This window comes from Clostridium guangxiense (genome assembly GCF_021043395.1).
Lineage (GTDB): Bacteria > Bacillota > Clostridia > Clostridiales > Clostridiaceae > Clostridium_S > Clostridium_S guangxiense.
Genome location: NZ_JAJNKE010000032.1, coordinates 23,626 through 50,080, shown reverse-complemented (window position 1 = coordinate 50,080; position 26,455 = coordinate 23,626). Strand labels below are relative to the sequence as shown.

Annotated in this window: 33 protein-coding genes and 1 pseudogene; 4 read left to right on the top strand and 30 right to left on the bottom strand. The window is 32.4% G+C overall.

The window, feature by feature from the left end; all coding sequences use genetic code 11:
* Positions 1–392: 392 nt before the first annotated feature.
* The 23 genes and pseudogenes from LQK79_RS15840 to LQK79_RS15730 form a co-directional block, all read right to left on the bottom strand.
* Positions 393–1,770: pseudogene (locus LQK79_RS15840) on the bottom strand (SNF2-related protein).
* Between the two features lie 29 nt (positions 1,771–1,799).
* Positions 1,800–2,210 carry an HNH endonuclease gene (locus LQK79_RS15835; RefSeq protein WP_053241819.1) on the bottom strand — a complete coding sequence of 137 codons (411 nt, stop codon included), beginning with the start codon at positions 2,208–2,210 and terminating at the stop codon, positions 1,800–1,802.
* The gene (locus LQK79_RS15830; RefSeq protein ID WP_053241820.1) at positions 2,211–2,486 is read right to left on the bottom strand and encodes a VRR-NUC domain-containing protein; all 276 of its coding nucleotides are present in this window, start codon (positions 2,484–2,486) and stop codon (positions 2,211–2,213) included.
* 274 nt (positions 2,487–2,760) lie between these two features.
* Positions 2,761–5,190, bottom strand: coding sequence for a virulence-associated E family protein (locus LQK79_RS15825; protein WP_198149986.1), 2,430 nt, complete (start codon positions 5,188–5,190; stop codon positions 2,761–2,763).
* Positions 5,191–5,346: 156 nt separating this feature from the next.
* A complete protein-coding gene (locus LQK79_RS15820; protein ID WP_198149988.1) occupies positions 5,347–5,505 on the bottom strand; it encodes a hypothetical protein in 159 nt (52 codons plus the stop codon).
* Between the two features lie 5 nt (positions 5,506–5,510).
* Positions 5,511–5,804, bottom strand: a complete 294-nt coding sequence (locus LQK79_RS15815) for a hypothetical protein (protein ID WP_053241821.1) — start codon at positions 5,802–5,804, stop codon at positions 5,511–5,513.
* Positions 5,805–5,840: 36 nt separating this feature from the next.
* Positions 5,841–6,086 carry a hypothetical protein gene (locus LQK79_RS15810; protein ID WP_053241822.1) on the bottom strand — a complete coding sequence of 82 codons (246 nt, stop codon included), beginning with the start codon at positions 6,084–6,086 and terminating at the stop codon, positions 5,841–5,843.
* A 3-nt stretch (positions 6,087–6,089) separates the two neighbouring features.
* Positions 6,090–6,275, bottom strand: coding sequence for a hypothetical protein (locus tag LQK79_RS15805; protein WP_053241823.1), 186 nt, complete (start codon positions 6,273–6,275; stop codon positions 6,090–6,092).
* A gap of 133 nt (positions 6,276–6,408) precedes the next feature.
* Positions 6,409–6,639: a hypothetical protein gene (locus tag LQK79_RS15800; RefSeq protein ID WP_231017151.1), complete on the bottom strand. Its 231-nt coding sequence runs from the start codon at positions 6,637–6,639 to the stop codon at positions 6,409–6,411.
* Positions 6,640–6,685: 46 nt separating this feature from the next.
* Positions 6,686–8,650 (bottom strand): DNA polymerase, encoded by a 1,965-nt coding sequence (locus LQK79_RS15795; protein WP_053241824.1) that lies wholly within the window; start codon positions 8,648–8,650, stop codon positions 6,686–6,688.
* Positions 8,643–9,203, bottom strand: a complete 561-nt coding sequence (locus LQK79_RS15790; protein ID WP_053241825.1) for an NUMOD4 motif-containing HNH endonuclease — start codon at positions 9,201–9,203, stop codon at positions 8,643–8,645. Before LQK79_RS15790 ends, LQK79_RS15795 begins: the two co-directional genes overlap by 8 nt.
* Positions 9,203–9,760, bottom strand: a complete 558-nt coding sequence (locus tag LQK79_RS15785) for a DUF2815 family protein (RefSeq protein ID WP_053241826.1) — start codon at positions 9,758–9,760, stop codon at positions 9,203–9,205. Before LQK79_RS15785 ends, LQK79_RS15790 begins: the two co-directional genes overlap by 1 nt.
* Before the next feature lie 34 nt (positions 9,761–9,794).
* Positions 9,795–10,946: a DUF2800 domain-containing protein gene (locus LQK79_RS15780; RefSeq protein ID WP_231017150.1), complete on the bottom strand. Its 1,152-nt coding sequence runs from the start codon at positions 10,944–10,946 to the stop codon at positions 9,795–9,797.
* On the bottom strand, positions 10,946–11,188 hold the full coding sequence (locus LQK79_RS15775; protein WP_053241827.1) for a hypothetical protein: 243 nt from the start codon (positions 11,186–11,188) through the stop codon (positions 10,946–10,948). Before LQK79_RS15775 ends, LQK79_RS15780 begins: the two co-directional genes overlap by 1 nt.
* On the bottom strand, positions 11,188–11,652 hold the full coding sequence (locus LQK79_RS15770) for a hypothetical protein (protein ID WP_053241828.1): 465 nt from the start codon (positions 11,650–11,652) through the stop codon (positions 11,188–11,190). The genes LQK79_RS15775 and LQK79_RS15770 overlap by 1 nt, the downstream gene beginning before the upstream one ends.
* A 2-nt stretch (positions 11,653–11,654) precedes the next feature.
* Positions 11,655–12,119, bottom strand: a complete 465-nt coding sequence (locus LQK79_RS15765; protein WP_053241829.1) for a hypothetical protein — start codon at positions 12,117–12,119, stop codon at positions 11,655–11,657.
* 20 nt (positions 12,120–12,139) lie between these two features.
* Positions 12,140–12,424, bottom strand: coding sequence for a hypothetical protein (locus LQK79_RS15760; RefSeq protein ID WP_053241830.1), 285 nt, complete (start codon positions 12,422–12,424; stop codon positions 12,140–12,142).
* Positions 12,424–12,675: a hypothetical protein gene (locus LQK79_RS15755; RefSeq protein WP_053243297.1), complete on the bottom strand. Its 252-nt coding sequence runs from the start codon at positions 12,673–12,675 to the stop codon at positions 12,424–12,426. The genes LQK79_RS15760 and LQK79_RS15755 overlap by 1 nt, the downstream gene beginning before the upstream one ends.
* Before the next feature lie 91 nt (positions 12,676–12,766).
* Entirely contained in the window at positions 12,767–13,003 is a 237-nt protein-coding gene (locus LQK79_RS15750) for a hypothetical protein (RefSeq protein ID WP_053241831.1), read from the bottom strand.
* 3 nt (positions 13,004–13,006) lie between these two features.
* Positions 13,007–13,144 carry a hypothetical protein gene (locus LQK79_RS15745; protein ID WP_157055707.1) on the bottom strand — a complete coding sequence of 46 codons (138 nt, stop codon included), beginning with the start codon at positions 13,142–13,144 and terminating at the stop codon, positions 13,007–13,009.
* A 4-nt stretch (positions 13,145–13,148) separates the two neighbouring features.
* A complete protein-coding gene (locus LQK79_RS15740; protein ID WP_157055708.1) occupies positions 13,149–13,304 on the bottom strand; it encodes a hypothetical protein in 156 nt (51 codons plus the stop codon).
* Between the two features lie 237 nt (positions 13,305–13,541).
* On the bottom strand, positions 13,542–13,850 hold the full coding sequence (locus LQK79_RS15735; RefSeq protein WP_053241832.1) for a helix-turn-helix domain-containing protein: 309 nt from the start codon (positions 13,848–13,850) through the stop codon (positions 13,542–13,544).
* Between the two features lies 1 nt (position 13,851).
* Positions 13,852–14,094, bottom strand: coding sequence for a helix-turn-helix domain-containing protein (locus tag LQK79_RS15730; RefSeq protein ID WP_053241833.1), 243 nt, complete (start codon positions 14,092–14,094; stop codon positions 13,852–13,854).
* 170 nt (positions 14,095–14,264) lie between these two features.
* Between LQK79_RS15730 and LQK79_RS15725 the strand changes: the two genes are divergently transcribed.
* The 3 genes from LQK79_RS15725 to LQK79_RS15715 all read left to right on the top strand — a co-directional run bounded on the left by LQK79_RS15725 (position 14,265) and on the right by LQK79_RS15715 (position 16,247).
* The gene (locus tag LQK79_RS15725; RefSeq protein ID WP_053241834.1) at positions 14,265–14,609 is read left to right on the top strand and encodes a helix-turn-helix domain-containing protein; all 345 of its coding nucleotides are present in this window, start codon (positions 14,265–14,267) and stop codon (positions 14,607–14,609) included.
* Positions 14,610–14,629: 20 nt separating this feature from the next.
* Positions 14,630–15,097, top strand: coding sequence for an ImmA/IrrE family metallo-endopeptidase (locus LQK79_RS15720; protein WP_053241835.1), 468 nt, complete (start codon positions 14,630–14,632; stop codon positions 15,095–15,097).
* 64 nt (positions 15,098–15,161) lie between these two features.
* Complete coding sequence (locus LQK79_RS15715; protein WP_053241836.1) at positions 15,162–16,247, top strand: tyrosine-type recombinase/integrase; 1,086 nt, start codon at positions 15,162–15,164, stop codon at positions 16,245–16,247.
* Between the two features lie 44 nt (positions 16,248–16,291).
* Here the strand turns inward: LQK79_RS15715 and LQK79_RS15710 are convergent, their stop codons facing one another.
* The gene (locus LQK79_RS15710) at positions 16,292–18,031 is read right to left on the bottom strand and encodes an ABC transporter ATP-binding protein (protein ID WP_231017149.1); all 1,740 of its coding nucleotides are present in this window, start codon (positions 18,029–18,031) and stop codon (positions 16,292–16,294) included.
* 320 nt (positions 18,032–18,351) lie between these two features.
* Between LQK79_RS15710 and LQK79_RS15705 the strand changes: the two genes are divergently transcribed.
* Positions 18,352–19,413 carry an aldose epimerase family protein gene (locus LQK79_RS15705; protein ID WP_053241837.1) on the top strand — a complete coding sequence of 354 codons (1,062 nt, stop codon included), beginning with the start codon at positions 18,352–18,354 and terminating at the stop codon, positions 19,411–19,413.
* Between the two features lie 36 nt (positions 19,414–19,449).
* On the opposite strand, the gene LQK79_RS15700 is transcribed toward LQK79_RS15705, so the two are convergent.
* The 6 genes from LQK79_RS15700 to LQK79_RS15675 all read right to left on the bottom strand — a co-directional run bounded on the left by LQK79_RS15700 (position 19,450) and on the right by LQK79_RS15675 (position 26,423).
* Positions 19,450–20,520 (bottom strand): mannose-1-phosphate guanylyltransferase, encoded by a 1,071-nt coding sequence (locus LQK79_RS15700; RefSeq protein ID WP_053241838.1) that lies wholly within the window; start codon positions 20,518–20,520, stop codon positions 19,450–19,452.
* Between the two features lie 160 nt (positions 20,521–20,680).
* Positions 20,681–20,860 (bottom strand): hypothetical protein, encoded by a 180-nt coding sequence (locus LQK79_RS15695; protein ID WP_231017148.1) that lies wholly within the window; start codon positions 20,858–20,860, stop codon positions 20,681–20,683.
* 189 nt (positions 20,861–21,049) lie between these two features.
* On the bottom strand, positions 21,050–22,969 hold the full coding sequence (locus LQK79_RS15690) for a hypothetical protein (protein WP_231017147.1): 1,920 nt from the start codon (positions 22,967–22,969) through the stop codon (positions 21,050–21,052).
* Positions 22,970–22,993: 24 nt separating this feature from the next.
* On the bottom strand, positions 22,994–24,226 hold the full coding sequence (locus LQK79_RS15685; protein ID WP_198149990.1) for a glycosyltransferase family 2 protein: 1,233 nt from the start codon (positions 24,224–24,226) through the stop codon (positions 22,994–22,996).
* A 407-nt stretch (positions 24,227–24,633) separates the two neighbouring features.
* Entirely contained in the window at positions 24,634–25,242 is a 609-nt protein-coding gene (locus LQK79_RS15680) for a DNA-3-methyladenine glycosylase (protein WP_053241843.1), read from the bottom strand.
* Positions 25,243–25,256: 14 nt separating this feature from the next.
* Positions 25,257–26,423: a MalY/PatB family protein gene (locus LQK79_RS15675; RefSeq protein ID WP_053241844.1), complete on the bottom strand. Its 1,167-nt coding sequence runs from the start codon at positions 26,421–26,423 to the stop codon at positions 25,257–25,259.
* Positions 26,424–26,455: the final 32 nt, after the last annotated feature.

The following is a 26,455-nucleotide window of genomic DNA, read 5'->3' as shown; positions in this document are numbered from 1 at the left end:
ATATAAAGCAGGAAGAACACTAAAACCTACAGCCTTAAATGATCAAAAAGTTACATTTTAATCTTGACATTTATATACCTATTAGTTTGTCCTTATGTTCTATGTTTATATCCTGGATTAAATTAGGTTCATCTAAATCTAACGCTTTCCTGTGGCACTTCCATAAAATCAAGATACACATCTGGATTAAGTCAAAGGTTTCTCTAACTATCTCTTTAAGATTGCTAAGGCATTTACTCTTGTTGTATCTGGCTATTGCATCAACTACCTCAGCGTACTCCTCTGTGAGCTTAGTAATTATCCCCCTCTGTTGTGATTGTTGTATTATCTATTTTCAATTTGTCATTTTTTCTCAAAATATGCATTAATAATTTCATACCTCGTTTTACCTCCTAGCTCTTATATTTTTCTATCCTTGCCTTTACTGCTTCCAAAAGTATATTTTGATTTACTTCTTTGCTACCTAAGGACTTCATAACATCTTCATCCACAGTATTTTTAGCTATAATATGATTTATAACAACTGTTTCCTTTTGACCTTGTCTGTGTAATCTTGCATTTGCCTGCTGGTAGAGTTCTAAGCTCCATGTAAGTCCAAACCAGGTAATAATATTTCCTCCATACTGAAGATTTAAGCCATGTCCTGCTGAAGCTGGATGAATTAAAAGTATTGGTATTTTACCCTCATTCCATTTTTTAATATCTGCTGAATCCTTTAATCCAACTGCTTTTAATTTTTTAGAACCTAGAAATTTAACTATTCTATCAAAATCATGTTTAAAAGTATAAAATACTAAAACTGGTTTTCCGTTAGCTGCTTCTATAATTTCTAACAAAGCCTTTAATTTTTCCTCATGAATTTCTATAACTGCCTTATTTTCTGAATAGATAGCTCCATTAGACATTTGTAATAATTTGTTTGTAAGTACTGCTGCATTTGCTGCTGTTATGTCTTCTTTTCCAAGTTCCAAAACTAGATCCTTCTCTAGTTCTTTATATTTTTGCATTGCACTTTCAGGTAATTTAACCTCTATAGAATTATCTATCCTTTCAGGTAGATCTAAGTAATCCTTTGCTTTCATAGAAATACAAATATCACTTATCCTGCTTTCAATGGCTTCTGCTGCACCTTCTTTTAGATTCCAGTTATAAACTACAAATTGATTTCTATTACCTGGGGTAAAATATTGTTCTCTATAACTGCCTATTGTTTTTCCTAACCTTTTACCTCCATCAAGTAAATACACTTGTGGCCATAAATCAATTAAACTATTAGGTGCTGGAGTTCCTGTAAGTCCTACTATTCTTTTAAAATAAGGCCTTACTTTTCTTAATGATCTAAACCTTTTAGCCTTAGAACTTTTGAAAGAACTTAACTCATCTATAACAACCATATCAAACATCCATCTACCAAAACATTCACCAACTAACCAATCCACATTCTCTCTATTGGTCACATAAATATCTGCGTTAACCATTAAAGCATTTTCTCTTTCTTTTTTAGTTCCTAGAATCTTTGATATTTTTAAGTGTTTTAGATGGTCCCATTTTTGAACCTCAGTACTCCATGTATCTTCTGCTACTCTTAGAGGTGCTATAACTAAAACTTTATAAACTAAACCTAAAAACAATAATTCATCTACTGCTGTTAAGGTACTCACTGTTTTTCCGTACTCAACCCATGCCCATATCCAAGAATAAACCGGATGCCTCATGGTCTATGATGTGGCTAATTGCATATTCTTGATAATTCCAGGGCTTAAATTTCATAAAATCACCTTCTATCTTTCATAATATTTCTACTTAAACCTTCCATTTTTCTGGTGCAATTTTGCGTGTTCCTTTTGGGAAGGTAGCACTTCTAAATTATCCTCATTAAAGTTTAATTTGTTTTCATCTTTATGGTGAACTACTTCTCCCTTTCTTAGTTTTCTTCCTAATATTTTTTCAGCAATTACTCTGTGTGCATGTTTACCATGAATTTTGGGATACGTCTTACCTTCACCTTTTAATAAATGTGACCATCTTAAGTTTTCCTTAACTTCATTAGTCATTCTCGTAGGATTAAGTTCTTCATTCATTTTTGTCATTCTTTCGCTTGTATAAGTTTTTGAACATTCTCTACTACAAAAGACATGACTTAATATTTGACCTTTGTATCTATAAATTTCTTTTCCACAATTCTCACATTTTACTTTTATTTTAGGCATTTACTTCAACTCCCTTACAAAATTCTCAACTCCATTAATGCTATCTATACATTCAACCCTAAAACCCAAAGCTTGTAATTCTTTAGCTCTATACTCTTGAAGTTTTCTTCTTTTTTTACCTGGGGCTTTAAGTTCTACAAAAACAATCCTACCATGTGGTAAAAGAACAATCCTGTCTGGTACTCCGGACACTCCTGGACTAACAAACTTAAATGCTTTACCACCAATCAACTCAATTTGTTTTTTCAGTTTTCTTTCAATAACACTTTCTAACAATAAAATCACCTTCTATCTAACGGATACAAATGATACAATTTTTTCTTATATACGTGTATACGCGTGTTTAGGCGTGTATGTGTGTATACGTATATGCCTAATTATATAAATACTACTTATATAATATTTTTTGTATCATCTGTATCATGTAGTATTATATCCATTGGTGTACAATACTTTTAGTATGATACAAAATCGGATACAGTGTATATTTTTTTGTATCAATTGTATCCGTTTCTTCTTTACTGCGGATACAGAATTTTTTGTCTGATTTTTAATTCTGTATCCGGATATAAGTTCTTTGTCTGCCATAAATTTTACCAAAACTTAATGGTGCATTATTTTTCTCCCAGCCTTTCAAGCCTTTAAGAATATCATTAATTTCGCGTGATTGAATTGGTGTAAGGCTCTTAGGATCACCATTAAATAACTCACACCATATTTCCATTACACACGTTTTATTTCTCAGTACATTACCTTCTGGGATGTCTCCAAAATCAGAACCATGAATGTAGTTTCTTCTATCTACGATACTTAAGTTGTACCAGTTATCAGTAATTGGTCTGTTAAGGTATTCTTCAATTAATCCTGCCTTTGCACTTTCTTCACTGTGTGCCTCCTGCTGCTCCTGCGCTTCTTTCTCTTCTGCTGTACTTAAATATAAAGGTTCTTTATCATTCCATAATGTTGCAGCCTCAGCCCATATCTGGTCAATTTCATAATCTGTTAAATCCTTAAACACGCTTTTGCTGTGAGTTGTCACACCTACATCTATTGGCCAGAACCTTCTATTGCCTGTTTTATCCCTTAAAAATTCTCTATCATTTGTGGTACCTATAAAAACACATTGGCGTGGAAATCTACTAGTCCTGTGACCGTACGCGACTCTATAAATATCTTCCTGCTTAGATAAAAACTGTTTAGTAGCTTCAATGTCAGCCTTTTTTGTGGCCATCATTTCTCCCATTTCTAAGAGCCATACACCTTGTAATTGTTCATAAGCTTCTTTACCACTTACTGTTGTTAAGCTGTCACTATACCATTCCTTACCTAACTTTTTAATAATGGTACTTTTACCTATTCCCTGAGGACCACTTAAGACGGGCATGTTATCGAATTTGCATCCGGGAACAAAAACCCTTGCTACTGCTGCAACTAATATTTTTCTTGTAACTGTCCTTACATAATTGTTGTCCTCAGCTCCTAAGTAATCTACAAGCAAGGTATCAATTCTTTTAACTCCATCCCAGAATAAATTATTTAAGTATTCTCTTACTGGATGCACTGAATGTTTTTCAAAACTTAATGCCAGTGCATCAGCACATTTTACTGTAGAACTTATTTTATAATACTTCTCAATAAACTCCTGTAGTCCGCTGTCGTCTGTATCATTCCAGTCTGATTTATTATTTTTATTTCTCCATGGAAGCTGGCCAACAACTACAGCTCTATTAGAAAACTCATTGTAAGCAATTTTTCCTTTAAGCAGTGGCTCGTTTTCAATTATTAGTAGAAAATTACTTCTTGTGCTTTTTAGTTTACCATTGTCTGTGTATTCAAGTTCTTTAACCCATTCAGTGTCAACTTCTTCCTCAACTATTCCAAAATCCTCCTGAGCTTTTTCCATACGTTCTTTTCCTAAAGTCTGCATAACATTTTTATCATTTGAAGCAAACTCTGTCATTTTAGTAAATGAAGGTAATCTATTAGCAGGAGTATCAGGCTTTGCCTCATCATCTAAATCACCAAACTTTTGTATCCTAACAAGATCAAATGCATTGCATAATATTTCACTCGCAGGATCTGTACCATGATGACTGTAACTGAATTTATCATCATATATCACAACTCCGCCAGTTGTTGAACCTTCTGCATATGTGTACCTGGTTTCATCTGCACCAGGTATATAAACATCTTTTAAAAATTCATCTATAGCCTCAGTAATTGAGTAAGTTCTGCAAAAGGCTCCTATAATACCTTTCTTATGCAAAGGGTCTTCCTGTTTTTTTATTGCTGTATTTATTTTTGCTCTCGACCTTGAACTTTCTGGCCAATAACTAACATCCTGCCAACCAAATGTATATCTATCAAGTACTTCATCTGGATTAAGCCATTTTTCATCCTGGACCTTAAATATATATTCGCCATCACTGCTAGTTGATGGCCAGTACATTAACCTGCATGGTTCATATGTTGTATCATCAAATTGGTCTATGCCTAAATCACTAGCTATCATTCTTGCTATGGCTTGATACTCGTCTGGAAGTACTGGCCTTGATAATGGAATTATAAGTCTTAACCTCTGATTATCTGGTGCATGTGTATGGGTTGAATACATAAGACAGCCAAAATCCCATAAAAGTTCTATGCTTGACCATATATCATTTTGAACATAATCCAAGTCTAGTGTTAATATTGCTCTGTTGGCCACATTCTCGGCTTTACGTCTTCCGTTCTTAAGACTACCACCTACAAATCCACCAACATCTTTAATTCTGTCTCTTTCACTTTTAGGCATTTTCTTATATTCTGCGTATGTTTCTGGTGTTTTTGTTGTATGACTTAATTTCTCAACTAAAGCTGAATATAATAGATTTTTGTTTTTCCAGTGAGTTTCTTTTTTTGATTTTCCGGTGGCTATTGTTATGGATCCATCATATTTAATTTTTAAGATTTGTTTTTTATCTACTGCACTATCTTCCAAAGTTACCACCTCCTTATTTAACTACTTTCTGGTACATCTTTTTACTGCCCTACTTACAACGTCATATACTGCTGCTTTATTTGCTTTATCCTTTTTCTTTTTTCGTTTTTGAAGCATTTTTATAGTAAAGTCTGTTTTATCTTTAATACTTGGGCTCTAATTCTTTTTTCTCCTTTCCATATATAAAAAACCTATAGTACTATCCATTTCTGATATATTTTCAATGTGATATTCACCTTCAAAATGTTTTACTTTTTTAATCTTATCTTTAAAATTTTTATATGGAAGCAATATTATTTTTATTTGAGACACCATAAGCTTCACTCTCCTAAAAAATCATTTATATCTTCATCATTCTTCTTAGGTGTTTCTGACTTCACTGTGAGCCCATCAATGAGTTTATATAATTCATTAATCTTATTACACACTGTCTCAAAATCTTTTAATCCTGTGCCTATTATCTCGTCGTTAACTAATCCCTTTAATGCTCCCTGAGGAGTTGTATAGTAACCCGTTCTTTTCCAATCTTCTTTACCCTTGATTGTTGTTCTTTTTAAGATACATATGTTTCTATCATCAACAGCTTCAACCTTAATATTTTTATTTATTTCCAATTTGCTACCTCCTTACAATTTCTTTGAATTGCGAACCTATATATCATTAAGTTTTGATATAATTCCAGTTATAACATTATCAGCATATGGTTGATATCTAAATGCTAATTGAGTTAACTCTTCAACATTAAATTCTGTTATCTTTTTAGAAAACTTATTTACTACTTCTTGTATTTCATCAACACTAAGTTCTTCATCTATATTTTGAGCATCTTCTAATGTCAAAGTGGCAGAAGATATAATTTCCAATGCTTTATATAAAACTCTTTGCTTTTTATTCACTTTTCAACCTTCTTTATTAATTATTCGTATTTGACTTGGATATTTTTCTACTAAATTAGCATATTCACTTTTCCCTAATTGATTATGAATACCTCTATTAATTTCAATAGTAATGTTTAAATCTTTTAATTCTTCTTCTGAATATTCTTTTAAAATATTATATAATTCTATCGCTTTTAAATTTAACATAAATCCTCCTTTTAAATTCATCTTTTATTCAACTGGTGATTTTTTTACTATTTCTGTGATAAAAATAGCCATTTTGATGATTTTTTAACCTATATCGTGATATTTTAGTTGAAGTGCGAACTTAATATTCATCTTAACTGCATAATGATTCCATTGCTTCTTGCCAGTTATTAAAATAAAACACTTCCTTTTTTTCATTATTTCTATGTTCATTTTGGATTTTAAACACAATAACTTTTTTAAAATCCTTTGTCATCCCTTGTGGCAAATATCCATTCTTTACTAAAATTTCATGTGCTTCGTGTTCTGCTCTAATATATTCTTTTTGTTTAAAAACACTTATGCCTTCAACTTTTTTAATCATTTTTTTCACTCCTTCTTATTGATTCACATTTTATTCATATTCACAACTAATCCTTCATGTAGTAATTACATTCATATCCATCAGCCTTTAGTGGTAATCCCGGAGCCCATTCTATAGGTTCAGCAAATATGTTGCATATTTCTTCAACGCTGCCCTTTTCCTTAAGTACATCAAGTATTAACTCATCATGTACATGCATTACAACATGAAAGTCTTTTTCCTCGACTCTCATCATAGTAATACCTAAGCAATCTCTTGCGGTAGCTTGAACTATATTCTCTACAAGTTTTGGACCATATGTGTCTATTCTTTTCCACTGCTTTGAAGTTTGTTCCATACCTTCATATGTGATTTTGTCACCACTAAAAGTCTCATGTGGTTCAACCTTAGGTCTTAAATATGCTAACTTTCTTCTACTCGGCAGCTGTATGAATAACACCCCAGGGGCATATATAAACTTAAGACCAAACTGCAAATTTACTGTTGTTTTTTCTGTTATTGCTTTTTTAGCTGCTTTATCTACATCCCACCAAAATTTTGTTATCTTAGGGTTTGCATTTCTCCAATCTCTTACCAACCCCGGAAGTTCTTCCTCAGGAATATCCTTTTTCTTATCCATACTTGCAAGAGCTCCAACACTACCACCATAACCAAGGGCCAACTCTGCTATTTTTCCTTTTGGTCTTAAATCACCGTTAATACCATGCTTTTCTACTGGTACCTTAAACATTTTTGATGCTGAAGCACAATAAATATCACCATTATCGTTAAAAACATCTAGTCTCCATTGTTCTCCTGCATACCATGCAATTACTCTTGCTTCTATAGCGGAGAAGTCAGCAACAATAAATCTATTACCTTCTTTAGGGATAAATGCTGTTCTTATAAGTTGTGAGAGTGTATCTGGTATACTGTCAAATAAGAACTCCACTTCATCAAATTGTCCATTTCTTATAAAGTTTCTAGCATTATCTAAATCGGGCAAATGATTTTGTGGAAGGTTCTGTACTTGTACTAATCTTCCAGCCCATCTACCAGTACGATTTGCACCATAGAATTGTAATAATCCTCTTACTCTTCCATCCTTGCATCTAGCTCTCTGCATGGTTTCATATTTTTTTATCGAGGTCTTGGCCATAAGCTGTCTTAGTTCTAAAATTTCTTTAACTTTTTCATCTGTAGTTTCTTTTATAAGAGTTGGAACTACGTCTTTTGTAAGACTAGTAACTTCATGGCCAACTCTTTCACCAATCCATTTTTTTAATTGAGTTGGACTATTAGGATTACTTAACCCTGTTAGCTCTATAGCTTCTTTGGTAAGTCTTTCAGTGTAACTACTGTCACATTCAATTGCTTTTTCTATTAATGTCAAATCAACTCCAACACCTCTATCATTTATGTGTTGGTCTAGTTCCCATAATCTTTGTTCATTTTCTATAATTGGGTATTTATTTAATTTATTTCTTATGGTTCTTTCAACCTCAACATCTTGCTTATTGTACTTTTTAAATATTTCCCACTTCTCAGGTGCGTGTTCTGGAAGGTTTCTTGTTCTTCCACCATTAGCCTTTGTAGGTTTACATGGCTTGCAGAAGTATTGTATTAATGCCTTACCTTCTTTCATCTTTTGTTTATTTTCTTCAAAGTGTAGAGCTTTTCCAACCATATCAAGTGAACCAGGTAAACCAAGAGTTAAAGCTTTAATCATAGTACATTGCCATTGTTCTGGAGGACATTCTATTAATGCAAAATCATTGGATATGGCATTTCTTTCAAAGTTTGCATTAAAGGCGGTTTTTATAATATTAGGATTTTCAAGAGCGTCTAAAACACTATCTGGTAAATCTTCACCCTGCGCAAAGTCCACAACTTCCACAGGTTCATCATTGAAAGCATATGCAAATAGTAATATTTCAAATGAAGGGTGCTCACAATATTTATAAGCACCCACATTTTTAATATCTAAGTCGCAATATGTTTCTACGTCGATAGAAAGTATATCTTTATTCATTCATAACACCTTCTTTATTCAGCCACCAAAATATTTTATTCTCTTTTATGTCATAGACTACAGAAGTTTTAACATTAACAATTTTGGCTATTTCCGAACACTTAATATTATGTTTTAATAAGTGTTTTATCTTTATAGCTTGTTCTATAGATGTTTTTCTCCACTTTTTTCCTTGTCTATATACATCTAAAATATTTTGAGTTCTTGTACCATAAGCTAAATTACTTAATTTATTATTTTGTGGGTTTCCATCTAAATGTCTAACATCATAACCTTTAGGTCTATCTCCTAAAAACGTTAATGCAATTAGATGATGGACTGGTGAGCCATTTGCTCCATGTCCAAGCACTACTGACACACGACCATCTTGATTATATCTACCTGGCTTTAGGATTTTACCCTTAAGTAATCTTGTAAATGGTTTACCAGTTCTTCCTATTTGAGTTACATATCTATCTAAACTTCTTATTCTACCAACGTTGGAAGCCTGATAACGACCTTCATATCCTGGTATGTCTTTCCATAATTCTTTTTCTATTGCTAAAGTATCCATTATCCTAAGAAGTCTTCTTCTGAACCTACAGCGTCAAAATCGTCTTCTGCTCTTGTAAATCCTCCAAGTGGTTCACCATCTTCAAGCTTTTGAACATTACCAAGTCCTGCTGCAACACCCTTGTTACCACTCGCACTATACGGATAAAAATTTAATGTAAGTCTCGCATAGCAGCCACTATAAACCTCAGTTGCATCCATAATAGTTTGTACATTCTGGTCAACAACTCCTGGTCTATTTTTGCTTGAAGCATTTAAAAAGTAACAATTTGCATAGGCTTCATCATCTGGTCTTTCAGCATCACCGTCACGTAATGGAGTTTTTAAATTAGGTGGAACTTTTCCATTCCATTTAGATTTACCCTGTTCCTTAGCTTCTGCAACTGCTTCCTTGATAGCTTTTAATGTTTCTGTATCAGTTTTAGGTATTATTACACTTACTGAGTATTTTGGTTCATTTCCTTCTATTGCATGTGGCTCAAAAAGGTGTGCATAGCTTAATCTAACCTTTCCTGTAGTTACCTTTGTTCCTGTTCTTTTTGCTTTTATATTTGACATATTAATCATTCTCCTTCATATTTAAATTTTTTATTTATTCAAAATCTGCTTTTGCAGAATTAAACACTGGTCTTTTATCATCCTGAGATACTAATACAGGTTTACCCTGAGGTTTCTCTATAAGATCACCTATTAACTGATTTAATTTTTTCTTACCAACAAGCTTCTCCATGTTAGTAAGACCTTGAAGCTCTTTAGGTTTATAAATAACACCTTCAGCATATTGGTTAGCAATTAATATTTCTGCTACTTTTTCAGTGTCAGTGTATTTTCTATTGCTTCTACCTTCTACAACTTTCCAACCTTCATATGCTACACCTTGCAATGCTTGGTCTAACGCATACTCCTGTATGTCCTTAACCCATTTAGCAAGTTCATCGGCTTGACCCAAAATATTTGATATATCTTTTTCACTTAAGGTATCAGTAGATCTAAATTCATACTTAGCAAGTTCCATATTCTTATCAGCTCTAGCCTTACATACGCTTTTCGCTCTACAGAATCCACAGTGCTCACCAGCTTTAAATTCTCCTTCACCTTTAAATGCAAGTTCTGCCGTTGGTTTCAATACTTTTTCAGCCCATTCTAGTAAATCTTTTACTGATATTTCATCAGTAGAAATACTATCTAAACGAGGTTGTATTATGGTCATTTTTATTTTTTCAATGTCATATAAGAAACTAAATTCTGCTATTGCTCCAAGTGCATAAAGTCTCATTTGTGGATTGCCTTTGGCACTTACGGGAACACCTTTTCCATACTTTAAATCACATATTTCCATAGTTCCATCTGCTATTGTTACAAAGTCTCCCGTTCCAAAACCTTCTGGAACCCATTCAGAAAAATCAAGTTTTTGTTCTACCTTGAAAATAGCATCCGGTGTTTTTGCTTTAGCTTCTGAAAACTTCTCTAAGCAAGTATCAACATAAGTTTCTACATAGTCAGGCATATCTGCGGTAAATAATTTATCCCCTTGAATTTTTTTAAGCTTGGAATTGAATGTCCTTGTAGGCATTTCACCTAGCGTGAATTTTAAGCTTATCTCTCCTAATTCATGTGCAAGAGTTCCTTCTGCTGCATATTCGCTTGTTTTTTGTGGAAATTTTTCTTCTAGTCTTACACATGGTGGACAAGCGAGCCACCTGTGCGAAGAACTAGCGCTTAATATCGCATGTTGTTCTGGCATTATTCTAATTCCTCCGATTCTTCAAATTCAAATTCTGAAATTTCTCCATCTTCATCTAAGCAAGTATTTTTTATGGTAAATCCTTTTTGTTCAAGATCAGCTATTATATCATCAGTACATATGGAATCTCCCGCTATATCATCTATAACAGAATCTACATAATCTGTATCAAAATTAGATTCTACATAAATTATGTGATTAAATTCTCTATTCTCTGAAAGACTTAGTTTATGAACTGCCATTACAGTAATGCCTCCACTTCCTTATATACTGCTGGATAATTTTCTTCCTTCAACTCTGGTAACTTACTAGCACCATACTTTTTAGTTATTTCCTTAGCTTCTTTTGACTTACCAGCTTTAATTAGCTCCATGAACTTAGCTCTAATCATTTCCTTAGTTATCTGAACTTCTCCCTCAGACTTTGACCCTTCCTTTGCTGTCTCCTTTGGTTTATCATTAGGAGCTGTATTAGTCTTTGTGGTTTCCTTCTTTGCTGTTTCTGCTGCAGTTTCAGTTTTTGTTGTCACTTTCTTAGTGTCCTGAGCTTTACTCGTTGAATTTTCCTTTACTACTGTAGAATTTACTATACCCTGTGATAAATTGTTGTTTGTTTCTGTTGCAAGTGTAGTAATTCCATTAGCACCAAAGGCACCTATAAAACTTAGTAACTCCTCATTTGAATTGAATTCTGCTGTTATTTTCATAATTAATTTTCCTCCTTAATTCTTATTGGCAATACAACACCTATAAATTCATTATCTTTAAACAATCCTATTGGACTAACTCTATCCTTGAATTTTAACTGTGCACCAAGTTTCTTAAAATAGCTGTAATAATTATAGTTGAGACCAATTTTTCCTAGCTTATCCATTCCTGTATCCAAAATTATTATTGAATTATCACTTGAAATTTTATAATGCTCGACATCATTATCAGTAAACTTGTAGCCATCTAGGAAATACTCAAAAACATTCCCATTTATTTCTCTAATTTCTTTCAGAGCACCAATTCTATTTTTAAAACCTTTAGGTGCCATTTCATCTTTTAGAAAGAAGTATTCAGTACCTATAAAATTGACACTCTTAACCTTTGTTTTAAGAGCACTAAACCTTGATTTAACAACCTGTGCTACGGTAACCTTTTTAATTGGTATTTCTATTTGTGTATTCAACTTAAAACCTCCTAACTTATTTATCCTAAGAAGTCATTAACTTCTTTGCTTGACTCTTCTGCTGGCACCTCAATATTTTGAAGTTCCTTAAGAACCGCTTTTAATAGTTCAGTATTTTTGACACTAACGTGCCAACTTCTGGTTAACCCATCATTAAATGTCGGATTAGTAGCGTCTGTACAAACTGATATAGTTAATTTTTTACTAGCTGAATGGTAGTTGAATTCTATATCTTGCTTTCCAGTAATATCTATCTTGATTGCTTCAGTCATTATTGCTTTTATAATTTCTAGGTTTTCATTCATTAATCAAAACCTCCTAAAAACATTTTTGTTTCAAAAGCTTCAGTATCAACTTTTTCAACTATCCATTTAGATGCGTTTTTTATATGCTGCTTGTTGGTACTGTACCTTGAAAATACACCTACTGAATAAAAGTTATTGGTTGGTACTACTACAACATCACCTTCTTTTAAATCTTCTATATCAGTGAAATATGAGTACTCCATAAATTCTTGATAGCCTTTGAATTTAATTAATGCTACTTGCTTAATCAAATCAATAATCCTTTCTTGATTTATTTTCATTCCTGTATTAGAATGAATGTGTTATAAAACTTTGTTTGGACTCTTTGGCGAGAGTCCTTTTTTATTTCTCAGGCATTTGAAAAACATTTTCTTGCATAATCCTTTTTCCATGAAGTATCACATCACTTGATGAGCCAACTACCAATTGATTTTGTATCATGTCTACTACTTCAAGAGCTCTTTCATTGGTTTTATATCTACCTATTCTCATACTGTCAGCATATACAGCTTGATCCACAGCATGTATCCTTCTATGTGCATTTAATAAATCTTTTTTATCTTGACTTCTAATCCACATAAATTATTTTTCCTCCTTCTCATCTTCTATTTGAATGTATTTACCATCAGTAATAACCAGTGCAATGCCAGTATGCTCATAACATAACTTTGCTGAATCTAATCTTATAATTGCTGCTAAATCATACTTAGTTCCTAACATTTCCTCACCTCCTTCCGTGGCTCTTGCCATCTAGTTCCATGATTTCCTTATCAACAACCTCTTTTCTTTCTTGGTATTGTTCATCTGAAACCATATTTTTTATCTGCTCAAGTCCTTGTCTTTTATAGGCTATCTCACGCCTTTTCTGTTCATCAGTCATAGAACCAACCTCCTAGTACCAAGTATGTGGAGATAGAACTCTGAACCACTCACCACTTTTAGTAGTAGCTTTTATAAATTGTGTTGCGTGTTTCCCTCGACCTTCCCTTGCAATAGCAACTTTTGCAACTTCATGATCCTGTGGAAATTCAAATGCTGCATAAAAATTTTTAAGAAATCCTGTAAAAACCTTTTGAGCTTCTAAAGGTAATTTATTAAATCCTTTAATTTAAGCATTTTATACACTCTCCTTTAACTTTAAATACATAGTTTCAGTTGTAATCATATTTACCCTAGCGATTATTTTTTCTGCTTCCTCTGCTCTGTGTTTCCATTCTTCAAGTTCTTTTTCAAGCCTTCTGCGTTCTAATGGAGAAAATCTTTCTGGCTCAACACCTTCAAGTTCTTCGATATGGCTTGGCGTAAATCTAACTGTTGGTATTCCCTTTACGGGAGTAAGTATTTTGTCTGAAATGTATCGGTCTATTGTTGGTAATGATACATTTAAAAGCTTCGCTACATCTTTTTTAGTAAGGAGTTGTTCCATTTTAAATAGCAACCTCCTTTATAGAATTTTCTCGTTCCGATTTAGGAACAAAATCTGCAAAAAAAATATCTGCATTCATGTTTAATTCTTTACACATTTTTTTTACTTGTGTTATTGTAAAATCTCCTATTCCATTCAATTTGTTATTAAATGTAGAATTAGACATACCTAGAATAGTGGCTACATCTTTCTGTTTTATCCCATGTTCTACAAGGTAGCCTTTAACTTTTGCGTAACCAGACATCTATATTCCTCCTTCCATTGTTCCTTTTTAGGAACTTTATGATTTTAGTATAGTAAACATTTGTTCCTTTGTCAATAACTTTTTATGATTTTTTTTAAAAATATGTTCCCATTATGGAATTTGTATGATATAATCAGATTAATCAATTTTTTACAAGGAGTTTAAGAAAAATGAAAAATATAAGCGAAATTTTAAAATCTTTAAGAGAAGAAAAAAATATATCAATGGACGAAATGGCAGAACAATTAAAAAAATATGGTGTTAATCCATCTAAATCTATGATTTCAAGATGGGAAAACGGCAAAGCCGAACCATCAATGTCTTATGTTAGAATACTTGCTAAATATTTTAACGTAACCTTAGATTATTTATTGGGTTTAGATAGTGAAGAAAAATCAAACAAAGAAAATCAAATTAATACTTTAGCCGCGCATCTAGAAGGTAAGGACTTAACACCTCAAAAAATGAAACTACTAGAAAAATACATAGATGCTTTATTTGATGATGAAGACTAGATTTACAAGGTGGCGAATATATGACATATGAAGAATTATTGATTGAAGCTGAAAATAAGGATAAAAGATTAAAAATTAAAGAGGGATCGTTACATAAATTTGGACTAAGTGGAATATGTAAAAACAATAAAATAGCTATTGAAAAAAATCTCAATTCGCGTGAGAAAAACTGTATACTATCCGAAGAGCTTGGACACTACTGCACTACATATGGCAACATACTTGATCAAACTGACACTAATAACATAAAACAGGAAAAAAGAGCCCGTAACTGGGGATATGAAAAACTTGTAGGCATTGTTGATTTAATTAATGCCTTTGAGAAGGGCATAAGATCCAAGCATGAAATTGCTGAGTATTTAAATATTACCGAGGAATTTCTTGGACAGGCAATTCAGCATTACCGTGAAAAGTATGGTATATGTTATGAAATAGATAATTATTTAGTGTATTTCGAACCTAATTTGATAATACTAAAAATGCTTTAAAGACTAAAAGTCTTTATATATTTTTCTAAAATTTTAAGAACATATGTTCAGAAAGGATGATTTTATGCAGTACAATATTACTTACCGAGAAAAAGATAAAGGAATTCAATTTATTATTTCTTACAAAGACAGCAGCGGGAAATGGAGGCAAAAAAGCAAGCAAGGTTTTAAGGGTAAAGCAGTTGCAAAAATTGCAGCAGATAAGTTACTTGATGAATTAAAAAAGACCGTAGCTTTGCAAAGTAAATTAAATGCTAATTATGAAAACATTACTTTTAAGGACTATACATTAGATTTTATTGAACACCAGAAGCTATATAAGGAACCAAATACTATAGACCACTACAATTCTACATTTACCAAATTTGAAGCACTTAATAACCTAAAAGTTATAGATATTAAGGCCCCTGACATCCAGAAATGCATTGATAAGTTAGTTGAAAATGGATATAGTCAAATGTCGATAGAAGGATATTTATCTTCACTTCATTATCTTTTCAACTATGCCCAAAAAAAGGATAAAATAATTTTAGAAAATCCCGTACATGATATAGACTTTAAGGTTGAAAAAAAGAAAAAAGAAAAAACGGCCCTTACATTTGCGCAAACTAAGGACTTGTTAAATAAGATAAAAAACCCAAAGCTACATCTAATAACAATGATTGCTGTTAAATGCGGACTTAGAATAAGTGAGATAATGGGTCTAACTTGGAGTGATATTGGTTTTAACGATAATCTTCTTGTAGTTAATAAGCAGTGGAAAAAAGATAAACGGGGAGTTTATGGATTCGGAGAAACTAAGGGAAAAAATTCGAATCGAGTTATACCAATTCCAAAGGATCTGATGGAAGAGTTTAAAAAATATAAAAGTAATCAAAAAATTATAAGTCTAAATGATAGAATTTTTGATTATGAAAAAAGAAATGTAGTATCATCAACCTTATGTAATACTTATAAGCATTTGGGTTATAAAATATCAGTTCATGAACTAAGACATACTTATGCTACTACATTAATCGGTAATGGACTAGACTTTAAAACAACGGCCAATCTATTAGGTCATGATGTTGTACAAACCATGCGTACCTACTCTCACGTTAACGATGATATGATTGACCGCGCTAAAAAATTGATTGATAAAATATTATAGATTTTTGACGAATTTTTGACGATTACAATTCAAACACTGATTTTTCATGCTCCTAAGCCCTCAAATTGCATATTGTAGTAGTATGCATAGAGTCCTTGTTTTTCAAGTAATTCTTCGTGATTTCCTCTTTCCTGTATGCCTTCATTGTTTATAACTATAATCTCATCTGCATTTCTAATTGTACTCAATCTATGAGCTATAACTATAGTTGTCCTGTTCTTTGAAAGTTCTTCAAGTGATTTTTGTATAAACCTTTCGCTTTCGTTATCAAGAGCTGAGGTCGCTTCATCTAGTATCAAGATTGGAGGATTCTTAAGGAAAACTCTAGCTATTGAAATTCTCTGCTTTTGCCCTCCAGAAAGTTTAACTCCTCTTTCGCCAACATATGTGTCATATCCATCCTCAAGGCTCATTATATAATCGTGGATATTTGCCCTCTTGGCTGCCTCCATAATTTCTTCATCAGTAGCCTCAGGTTTTCCATAGCCTATATTTTCTTTAATTGTACCAGAGAACATGTAAACATCCTGCTGAACCACTCCAATACAACTTCTAAGGGATTCAATGGTTATGTCCCTTATGTCCTTTCCATCAATTGTAATTGCTCCTTCTGTAACATCATAAAATCTAGGAAGTAAAGAACATAGAGTTGTTTTTCCTCCTCCAGATGGTCCAACAAGTGCAATATTTTTTCCAGCTTTTATGCTTATACTTAAATCTTTCAACACATAATCTTCCTTATCATAGCTAAAGGACACGTTTTTATATTCTATATCGCCTTTTACATCGGATATAACTTCTGCATTCTCTCTGTTTTCTATTTCTGTTTCAGCTTCCATAACATCTATAAATCTTCTAAAGCTTGCATATCCCTTTTGAAACTGCTCTGTAAAGTTTATAAGTACATCAATAGGATTTATAAGTATATTTATATATAAAGCATATGTAGCTAAATCAGTAGCTTTTACAGTACCTTGAGTTATAAATATTGCACCTGATACTATTACTGATACATACAAAACACCTTGAAAAAACGAGTTTCCAGCCATAAATTTTCCCATAGCTACATAGCTGCTAACTTTAGATTCAAGATAATTTTTATTTGCTCTTCCAAACTTTCTTTTTTCAAGCTTTTCATTTGCAAAGGATTTTACAACTCTTATTCCAAGAAGACTATCTTGAACCATTGAGTTTACATTTGCTATTTTTTTCCTATTATCCATAAATATCCTCTGCATTTTCTTATTTTGAATAAAGGAAAATACAATCATAATAGCAGTAACCACGCATAGTATCAAGGTCATTTTAACGTTGATCGTAAGAAGTATTGCAAAAGAACCTACTATTTTAAGTGCTGATATAAAAATATTTTCAGGTCCATGGTGTGCAAGTTCTGAGATATCAAACAAGTCTGATACAAGCTTTGACATCATTTCACCAGTATTATTTTCATCATAATATGAAAATGGAAGTATTTGAAGATGATCAAATAAATCTCTTCTCATGTTAGTTTCCATTCTAGCTCCCATAATATGTCCCCAAGAAGCTATAAAGTACTGGCAAAAATACTTTACCATATACATAATTAAAAGACCAATTCCTATATAAGCTATCATCTTCATTATATATGTCCTGTCCATTATGAAAAAGTTCTTTACAAGATAATTAAGTATAACAGGAAAAGATAAGTCAATTAAAGAAACAACAAGCGCACAAAACATATCTGCAAAAAAAAGAAACCTATACGGCTCATAATACTTTATGAATTTTTTCCATACCTTCATATATTTATTATTCCCCCTTTTTTAGAGCTATCGTATCAAAACTTATTAATCTATACATGTAAATTCAGCAAAATATATTAATTCATTTTATCATATGAGTAATTATAACATAACAATTTTAAAATTCCAATTTAAATGCATTGCCCTAATGTTTAAATGTTTTTGCCTGTCATGTGAAAAATTATAAAAAAAAACTTCATAAAGCAATTTTAAAATTAATATAAATTTATTAATTTAAACCTTTACTTTTATTTGTTAACCGTTTACTATTGTATTGTACATAAAATTTATTTAATTTGATTTTAAGGGAGGCCTTTATTATGTCTATTGTTAAGAATAATTTTGGAAAAACTAAAGATGGTAAAAATGTAGATATATTTACTCTTACTAATTCTAATAATTCAAAAGTAAAAATAATGACTTATGGAGCTACTCTAGTTTCATTAGTTGTTCCTGATAAAAATGGACTTTTAGCTGATGTTGTACATGGATATGAAAATATAGAAGCCTATGAAAAAGGTGATAAATTTTTTGGAGCAGCTATTGGAAGATGCGGCAATAGAATAGCCTTTGGCAAGTTTACAATTAACGGGAAGGAATATTCATTAGCTCAAAACAATGGTAAAAATCACTTACACGGCGGCATAAAAGGCTTTGATAAGGTTGTTTGGAATGCTAAAATAATTGATAGTGAAAAGAATGTACTTGCCTTTTCATATTTAAGCAAGAATGGCGAAGAGGGGTATCCTGGAAATCTCAATGTAACTATTACTTATACTTTCACTGATGATAACGCTTTAAAAATAAACTACAAAGCAGTTAGTGATAAAGACACTGTAGTAAATCTTACAAATCACTCTTATTTTAACTTAACTGGTAACCAAGCTTTAACAGCTTTGAACCACAAATTAATGATAAATTCTGATGAATTCACAGAAGCTGATGAGTTCTCTATTCCAACCGGCAAATTTATAAAAGTAAGCGAAACCCCAATGGATTTTAGAGAATTAAAAACTGTTGGAGCTGAAATAAATGAAGATTATTACGAACTTAAATTTGGCGGTGGATATGATCACAACTGGATGTTAAATACTAAAGGAAATTTAAATGAGGTTGCTACTAAATTGGTTGATGAAGCTACAGGCAGAGTTATGGAAGTACATACTACAACCCCAGCTATGCAATTTTACAGTGCAAACTTCCTTGACGGCTCCGATATTGGTAAAGGAGGCATTCACTATGAAAAAAGAAGTGCCATCTGCCTTGAAACTCAATATGTTCCGAACGCTATAAATGATAATCATTTTGAGTCTCCACTTTTAAAAGCTGGCGAAGAGTACAATCACACTACAATATATAAATTTTCAACAATTGCGAAGTAACATAAAAAATCCGCCCGAAAAACTTCGAGCGGATTTTTAAAGATACCCTTCTATTTCCTTTTCATTTTTTAACTCTTCAACAAGATGTTTTAGTTCTTGATCCCTATTTTTGTCCATTATTAAAACAACATCCCCTGCATCAACTACAATTAAGTCCTTAACCCCAAAACAAATTATGAGGTTTTTACTTCCAAAAATAGAGCAATTCTCTGTGTCTTCTAAAAAAACATTATCACTTACAGTATTTTCGCCTTTATAGTCTTTTAAAAATCTTGATAAAGAACTAAAGTTGCCTAGGTCATCCCAATCAAAGTTTGATTTCACAACATAGCCTTTCCTTGTTTTTTGCATTATTCCAAAATCAACAGATATGCCTTCCATTGTTCTATATCGCTCATTTATTAGTTCATGTTCACTTTCTGTTCCAACCGCTTCATAAATATCCATCATACCTTTATACATCTTTGGAAGGTATTTATTCATTTCTCTTAAGTACGTATCTGCCCTCCAGATAAACATTCCACTGTTCCAGAGGTAATTTCCTTTGCTTAAAAGGTCCTTTGCAACTTCTATATTGGGCTTTTCAAGAAATCTTTCAACTTTATATACAGATTCATAGTTGAAAATCTTATCACCCATTTGAATATAGCCATATCCTGTTTCGGGTCTCGTGGGATTTATTCCAATTGTAACAAGCCCTCTTCTTCTCTCAACAACCTCAATTCCCTGCTTTAAAGTATCTATAAATTCTTTTTCATTTTCAATATAATGATCTGAAGGAAGCACTATCATTGTGGCATCGTTGTCCTTTTTTAAAAGCTTCACTGCCGAAAGACCTATACATGTAGCAGTTTCTTTGTTCTCAGGTTCAGTAAATATATTTTCCTTTCGTATATCTGGAAGTTCATCATAAATTCTTGTAATGTAGTTTTCATTAGTTATAACGTATATATTATCCTTGCTTACCAAAGTCTTTATTCTATCAACAGTATTTCTTAAAAAACTTTTATTATTTACAATTTTTAAGAACTGTTTGGGATTTTCCTTTCTTGAAAGCGGATATAATCTTGTTCCTTTCCCCCCTGCCAGTATTAATGCGTATAACACACAAAACACCACACCATTATTGCTCTTCACTTCATAATATGAAAAACAAGTTGATGTGGTGAAAAATATATGAACCTACTTTAATATCACTATTTTCTATGGTTCTTCCTATTTATGATTTCATCCTGACACTTTTGTGCGTTACTAATCAATATTTCAATTATTCCTTTTTGGTATCAGCATTAGATGTTTGTATTTTAGAATAATACTTTTTTCTTTTTGTATAAATAGAAAAGCGCAATAAAAAAATAATTATGGCTACAACAATACCTATAATTATGAAAAATAAAGGAATAATAAAATCAAATTTCTGCTTCATTAAATCATAAATAAAATTCATGCAGCACCTCCTTTATTTTTTTGCTTTAACATTTTGTTTTTTCTATAATTATATAAAGAAATATATAAAATTATTCCCGCTCCGATAGAAATACTCATTGAAATAATTGGCACTAACCACAATATAGTAATAATTACCTCACCCATTCAACACACCTCTAAATATTAATTGATTATTCAGCGCAGCAAGTTAAAGTTCGCTATGTCGTCTTACAACTAAACTAGAAGGAACTATTGTAAAATTCCCAAAATTTATTATTTGTCCTGGGGATAAATGATAACCAACCATTGAGGTTAAACCTGTATCTAAAACATTTCCTCCTGTATTACTTGAACCATCCATTGTTGTGGCAGATACACCTGTACCTCCTGAAAATGATATATCAAGGCCAATTTTAGAGGCTACATAATTAACACCAGATATCGGAATAGGAATTGTTCCTGTTGAACCTATCTCAGCCTGAACAACGACAACCGTTGGAGCAATAGTATATGTTATAGCTATTGAGCACCCCGTATCAAGATAATCATCGGTATAACGCATTGCACCTAGTAAAAAACGGTGATTCAAAGAAGTAACCCCATTATCAATTATATTACCTTGGGCATCTTTACAAATGATAGAAACATCGGCTCCTCCGCTAATAGTAATGTCAACTGGATCTCTTACATAATAAGTATTTCCTGATGTTGGTACGGCCATATTACCGCTTCCAATGCCAATAGATGGATATCCACCATCTAAGAATGGAGTTGCAATTATACCACCAAAGGCATACGGAATAGTAACTGAGCGAGGAACTACTTGTACAATACCACTATCACCTAAATTAAACGCAAGACAAGTCTTTTCTATACGTGAATCATCATTGGTTATAGTTATTATATTATTACTATATGATGATGGCCAATTGAAAAAGTAATCAATCTGAACATAAGTATCATCATAAAGGTACACTAAAGGATTATCTCCCATCCAGCATATACCAAGAGACTCATAGTTTAACCTATGAATTATATTTCCATGACCATCATTAGTATTAAATGCCACAGCTAAACCTTGCGCGGCATAAACCACAAGATCATCTATCTCATTTAGCCAAGCATCTTGAAATGAAATTCCTCTAAAACATCCATACATCATTATTTTCCTTACTCTGACACAATCATATCCTATTATTGATTCCCAGCATGGACCTGCCCCTCCATGTGCAAAAATATAAATCGAACCTATTGTACAATCAGTTCCTCCTCCCATGTTACCACCCTGGCAATTAAATGCCATACATACATTTTTAGTTTGATCTATTGCAGGTTGACCTAATTCAAACCATCCCCAAGGAAGAAACATAAAATTATCTAATCGTAAATTAGCACCGTATTCATCAGTTAATCCATATATAGGTACTGTATAAGCAGCATCGCCAAAAGCAGGCATTAAAGCACAATTTTCAAATCTTGTTTGACCTTTAGCATTAATAGTCCCTGCTTCAGGGTGGGGATTAACTCTGACAAATATTGATGGCGAATAATAATAAGGTACCCCTGTTTGAGTTGGTACGCTATCAGTAAGAGTTAAAGTATTGGTACTCGGATTAACAGAAGCAACATGATTATAGTTACCATTTATATAAATAGGTTGACCAACCCAATTAGAATCAAATGGTAAAGTGCCTGAAACCTTCGTAACACTAGTTCCTTCTGTATTGCAAGTTCCATACCAAGGTGTAGTATTCCAGGCAGCTGAACTTCTAAATTGAGTTCCTGCTGTTGGTGTAGTTGTACAAATTGCAATATTAAAATCTACATTTGGTATACCTTCACCATTTACATAAAAATTCAGTCCATAGGGAATACATATTGGTTTTCCAATCCAAAACGTACCAAATGCCTGTATATAAATTGAAGTAAATTCATTTGCTACAGCTTCATTAATTAAAGCCTGAATTTGAGCATCATCAATGCAATTAGAACTTGAACCTATGCAAACACCATCCGCCCAAGATTTCTGCGCTGCTGCAGCGTTTGAGCCAGCTATAACTATAGTAGCTGTACGCCCATGCATTAAAGTATCGTTCGCATTTGCATCTGTTAAATTTGATTTTTCCATAACCTTTACCTCCCTGTTATTGCTTTAGACTGCCTTATCAGAGTCTACAAAATGTTCGGTTTTAATCCAACTGTTTCTTCCACTAGCTTGCCTAAAAGTTGCAACTACTACCGCTGGTATTTGCAGCATGTTATAGATAGGAATAAATAGACCTGCAAGCAGAGTTTTATAGAAACTTTCTTTTGTGTCACGCCAATAAGATATTGAAAATACAATTCCAGGCAAAAACACAAATATAAGAATTAATATTAACAACGCTAACAGTTCATTATCTTGATATGAACTAAGCTTGCTTCTTATAATGCTGGAGTGATGCCAATACGTATATAATATTAAAAACCACGAAAAGAACAGTGCCGCAGTTGAAAGTAAAGTCAGCCAAGGTAACATCATAAAATAAGCCACTTCCATTTTTCCAGAAAGAGATAAATATTTAGCTTTTATTATTTTACTAATATACGGCATGCATTGGATACACCCCTGTGCCCACCTGGAACGCTGTTTAACAAATTTTTTATAGCTAATTACACCCTGTTGGTAAATATTTTCATCTTGAACTAAACGTGTACGCCATCCATTTAATAACAATCTTAAACTAAAATCAAAATCCTCCAATAAACATTGGCTCCAAGGTTCATCACCAAGTGTTTCCATAGCTGATAATCGATTAAATTGACCATTTCCAGCTGCCGCAACTGTTCCTGTGTATTCACGTACATTCTGCATACGATTTATAAAAGTATAAAATTCCAAATCTTGCATTAAAGGTAAAAAATAATTACGAGTTGAAGTTCCTATTCTAACACGAGCTTGAACCATGCCAACTTTAGGTTCATTGTTCATAATAATAGCTATTTTTTCTAGTAAGCTTCTCTTAATGAACGTATCTGCATCCATAACCCCAAGAACCACTTTTGAAGGCTGAAGTCCCTCTTCACTTACAATCCCTTTTACATATTCATATCCATCATTTAAAGTTGCACCCTTACCCTTTTGGGCATTTGGAAGAACACGATTTAGAACTCTTAAACGAGTATCGACAATTCCTTCAAGTATTGTTGAAGTATTATCATTAGAAGCATCGTTAATTACTATAAAAACAGTATTTGGCATATTTAATGATAATAGATTTCTCACTGTTTCATAAATAACTTTTCCCTCATTAAGACAGGGTACAAGTATAAAAAAATGCAGATCAATATCATCAATATATTCTTTATCTTTTAAGTGTAATACTGGCGGAAATAATAACAACAATGTTAACCATAAAAAATAAATTCCATCCGTTATACATGTTATTATGAAGAAGATGATAATTAATTGATACATATGGTATTACTCCCCCTATTTACAATAGTTTTAAAAACACAGGAAATTGAACAACTTTAATGAAAAGTTATTTATGTTATAAGTTTTTAATAGAATACAGAGATTTACTTAGAGTTGATTTGGCATTTGGTATTTATTATCTATTAAGTGAATATACAACAAAAGATTTATATATTTATGATACCCATTTTTTTGCATAAATGCAATAATATTTTTGTAAAATGTATAACAAATAAAACGCAAAAATGAGTCAAAAATTTGACTCATTCCACAATTTAATAACCTTATTCGATTTTTAATTCCATCAACAGTATTTCTGGTAAAAACTTAAGAAACTATTTCACCGACACATACCTATTTCCTTTTATATAAAACCTCCAAAGATAGTCCTTAGCCTCTTTTGCATAATCTATACCAACTCTTTTGGCTTCAACTATTTCAAAAGGCTCATTTTCGGTTTCCTCAAAGTAAAGCTCCCCTCCGCATAAATCTATAGAATTTTGCGCTTTTGTAATGTCCATTGCTAAACAAAGCTTAGAGGGTCCATTAGTTAAATTTTTAAGCTGATATTTTGACAGTTCACTATATGGCTTTTTAAACCTTCTCTCACTCATAGTCTCTATTCCTGAAATTGGCTCTATAGCTCTTATAAGAACTCCTTCTGGAATTCCTTCCTTCATAGCAACTACATTCATGCAGTAATATAATCCATATATAAAGTACACATAAGAATATCCCGCTGGTCCGTATAAAGCTTCATTTCTTGGTGTTCTTCTGCCACCATAGGCATGTGCTCCTTTATCCTTTATCCCTCTATAGGCTTCCGTCTCCACAATTTTCCCAGAGGTTTTAATACCTTCTACCTCGTGCACAAAAGTTTTTCCTAAAAGCTCTTTAGCTACAACTATAGTATCCCTACCATAAAATTCTTTTGGTAATTTCAAAATATCATCCTTCTCTACTCTCTACTTTGGTTAATCGCTTTATTAATTCTCTCAAGTGCTTCTTTTAAAATAATTCTTGGACATGCTAAATTGATTCTTTCAAAGCCGTTTCCTTCATAACCAAATATGTATCCTTCATCAAACCAAACCTTTGCTTTTTTGAGAATAAATTCGTGAAGTTCATTAGGTTCCATTTCAAGCGCTCTAAAATCAAGCCACGCTAGGTAAGTTCCTTCTGGTTCTATGACTTTTATATAAGGCATGTTTTCATTTATATATTCCTTCATAAAATTCAAATTTCCCTTTAAGTAATCAATCATTTCACTTAGCCACTGTTTTCCATAATTATAGGCTGCAACTGTGGCACATTCACTAAAAGCATTAGGTTCTGCATTTCCAACACTATCTATTACATTTATAACTTTTCTTCTTAATACTTCATTTGGAATAATAAGACTCGAAGTTCTAAGTCCTGCTAAATTAAAAGTTTTGCTTGCAGACATACATACTATAGAGTTATTTTCAAACTCTTTGCTTATGCTTGCAAAAGTAGTATGTTCATTTTCTTTATAAATTATGTCTGAATGAATTTCATCAGAAATAATAGTAACCCCATTTTGAAGACATAAATCACCTAATCTTTTAAGTTCATCCTTAGTCCACACTCTTCCAACAGGATTATGCGGACTGCATAAAATTAATGTCTTAACTCGTTTATCTTTAAGCTTTTTCTCAAGATCTTCGAAATCCATTTTGTACTTTCCATCTTCAAATTTTAATGGATTCTTAAGAACTCTAAAACCATTATTTTCAATGGCCCTATAAAATGGGTAGTAAACAGGCGTTTGAATAACAACTTTATCCCCAACTTGATTTAGTGCTTTTACTATAAGATTAAGTCCTGTAACAACGCCTGGTGAATATATAATCCACTCTTTTTTTATATCCCAATTGTGTTTTTCTTTAACCCAGGATATCACCGCATTATAATATTCATCACTAAACAAAGTATATCCATATACACCATGTTCAGCCCTCTTTTTTACTGCTTCTAAAATCTCTGGCAGAACTTCAAAATCCATATCTGCCACCCACATTGGAAGTACATCCTTATCTCCTGCATCCCATTTTACACAGCTTGTATTTCTTCTTTCTACTATTTTGTCAAAATCATAATTCATTGAATAGCCACCCTTCATGCAGAGTACAGATT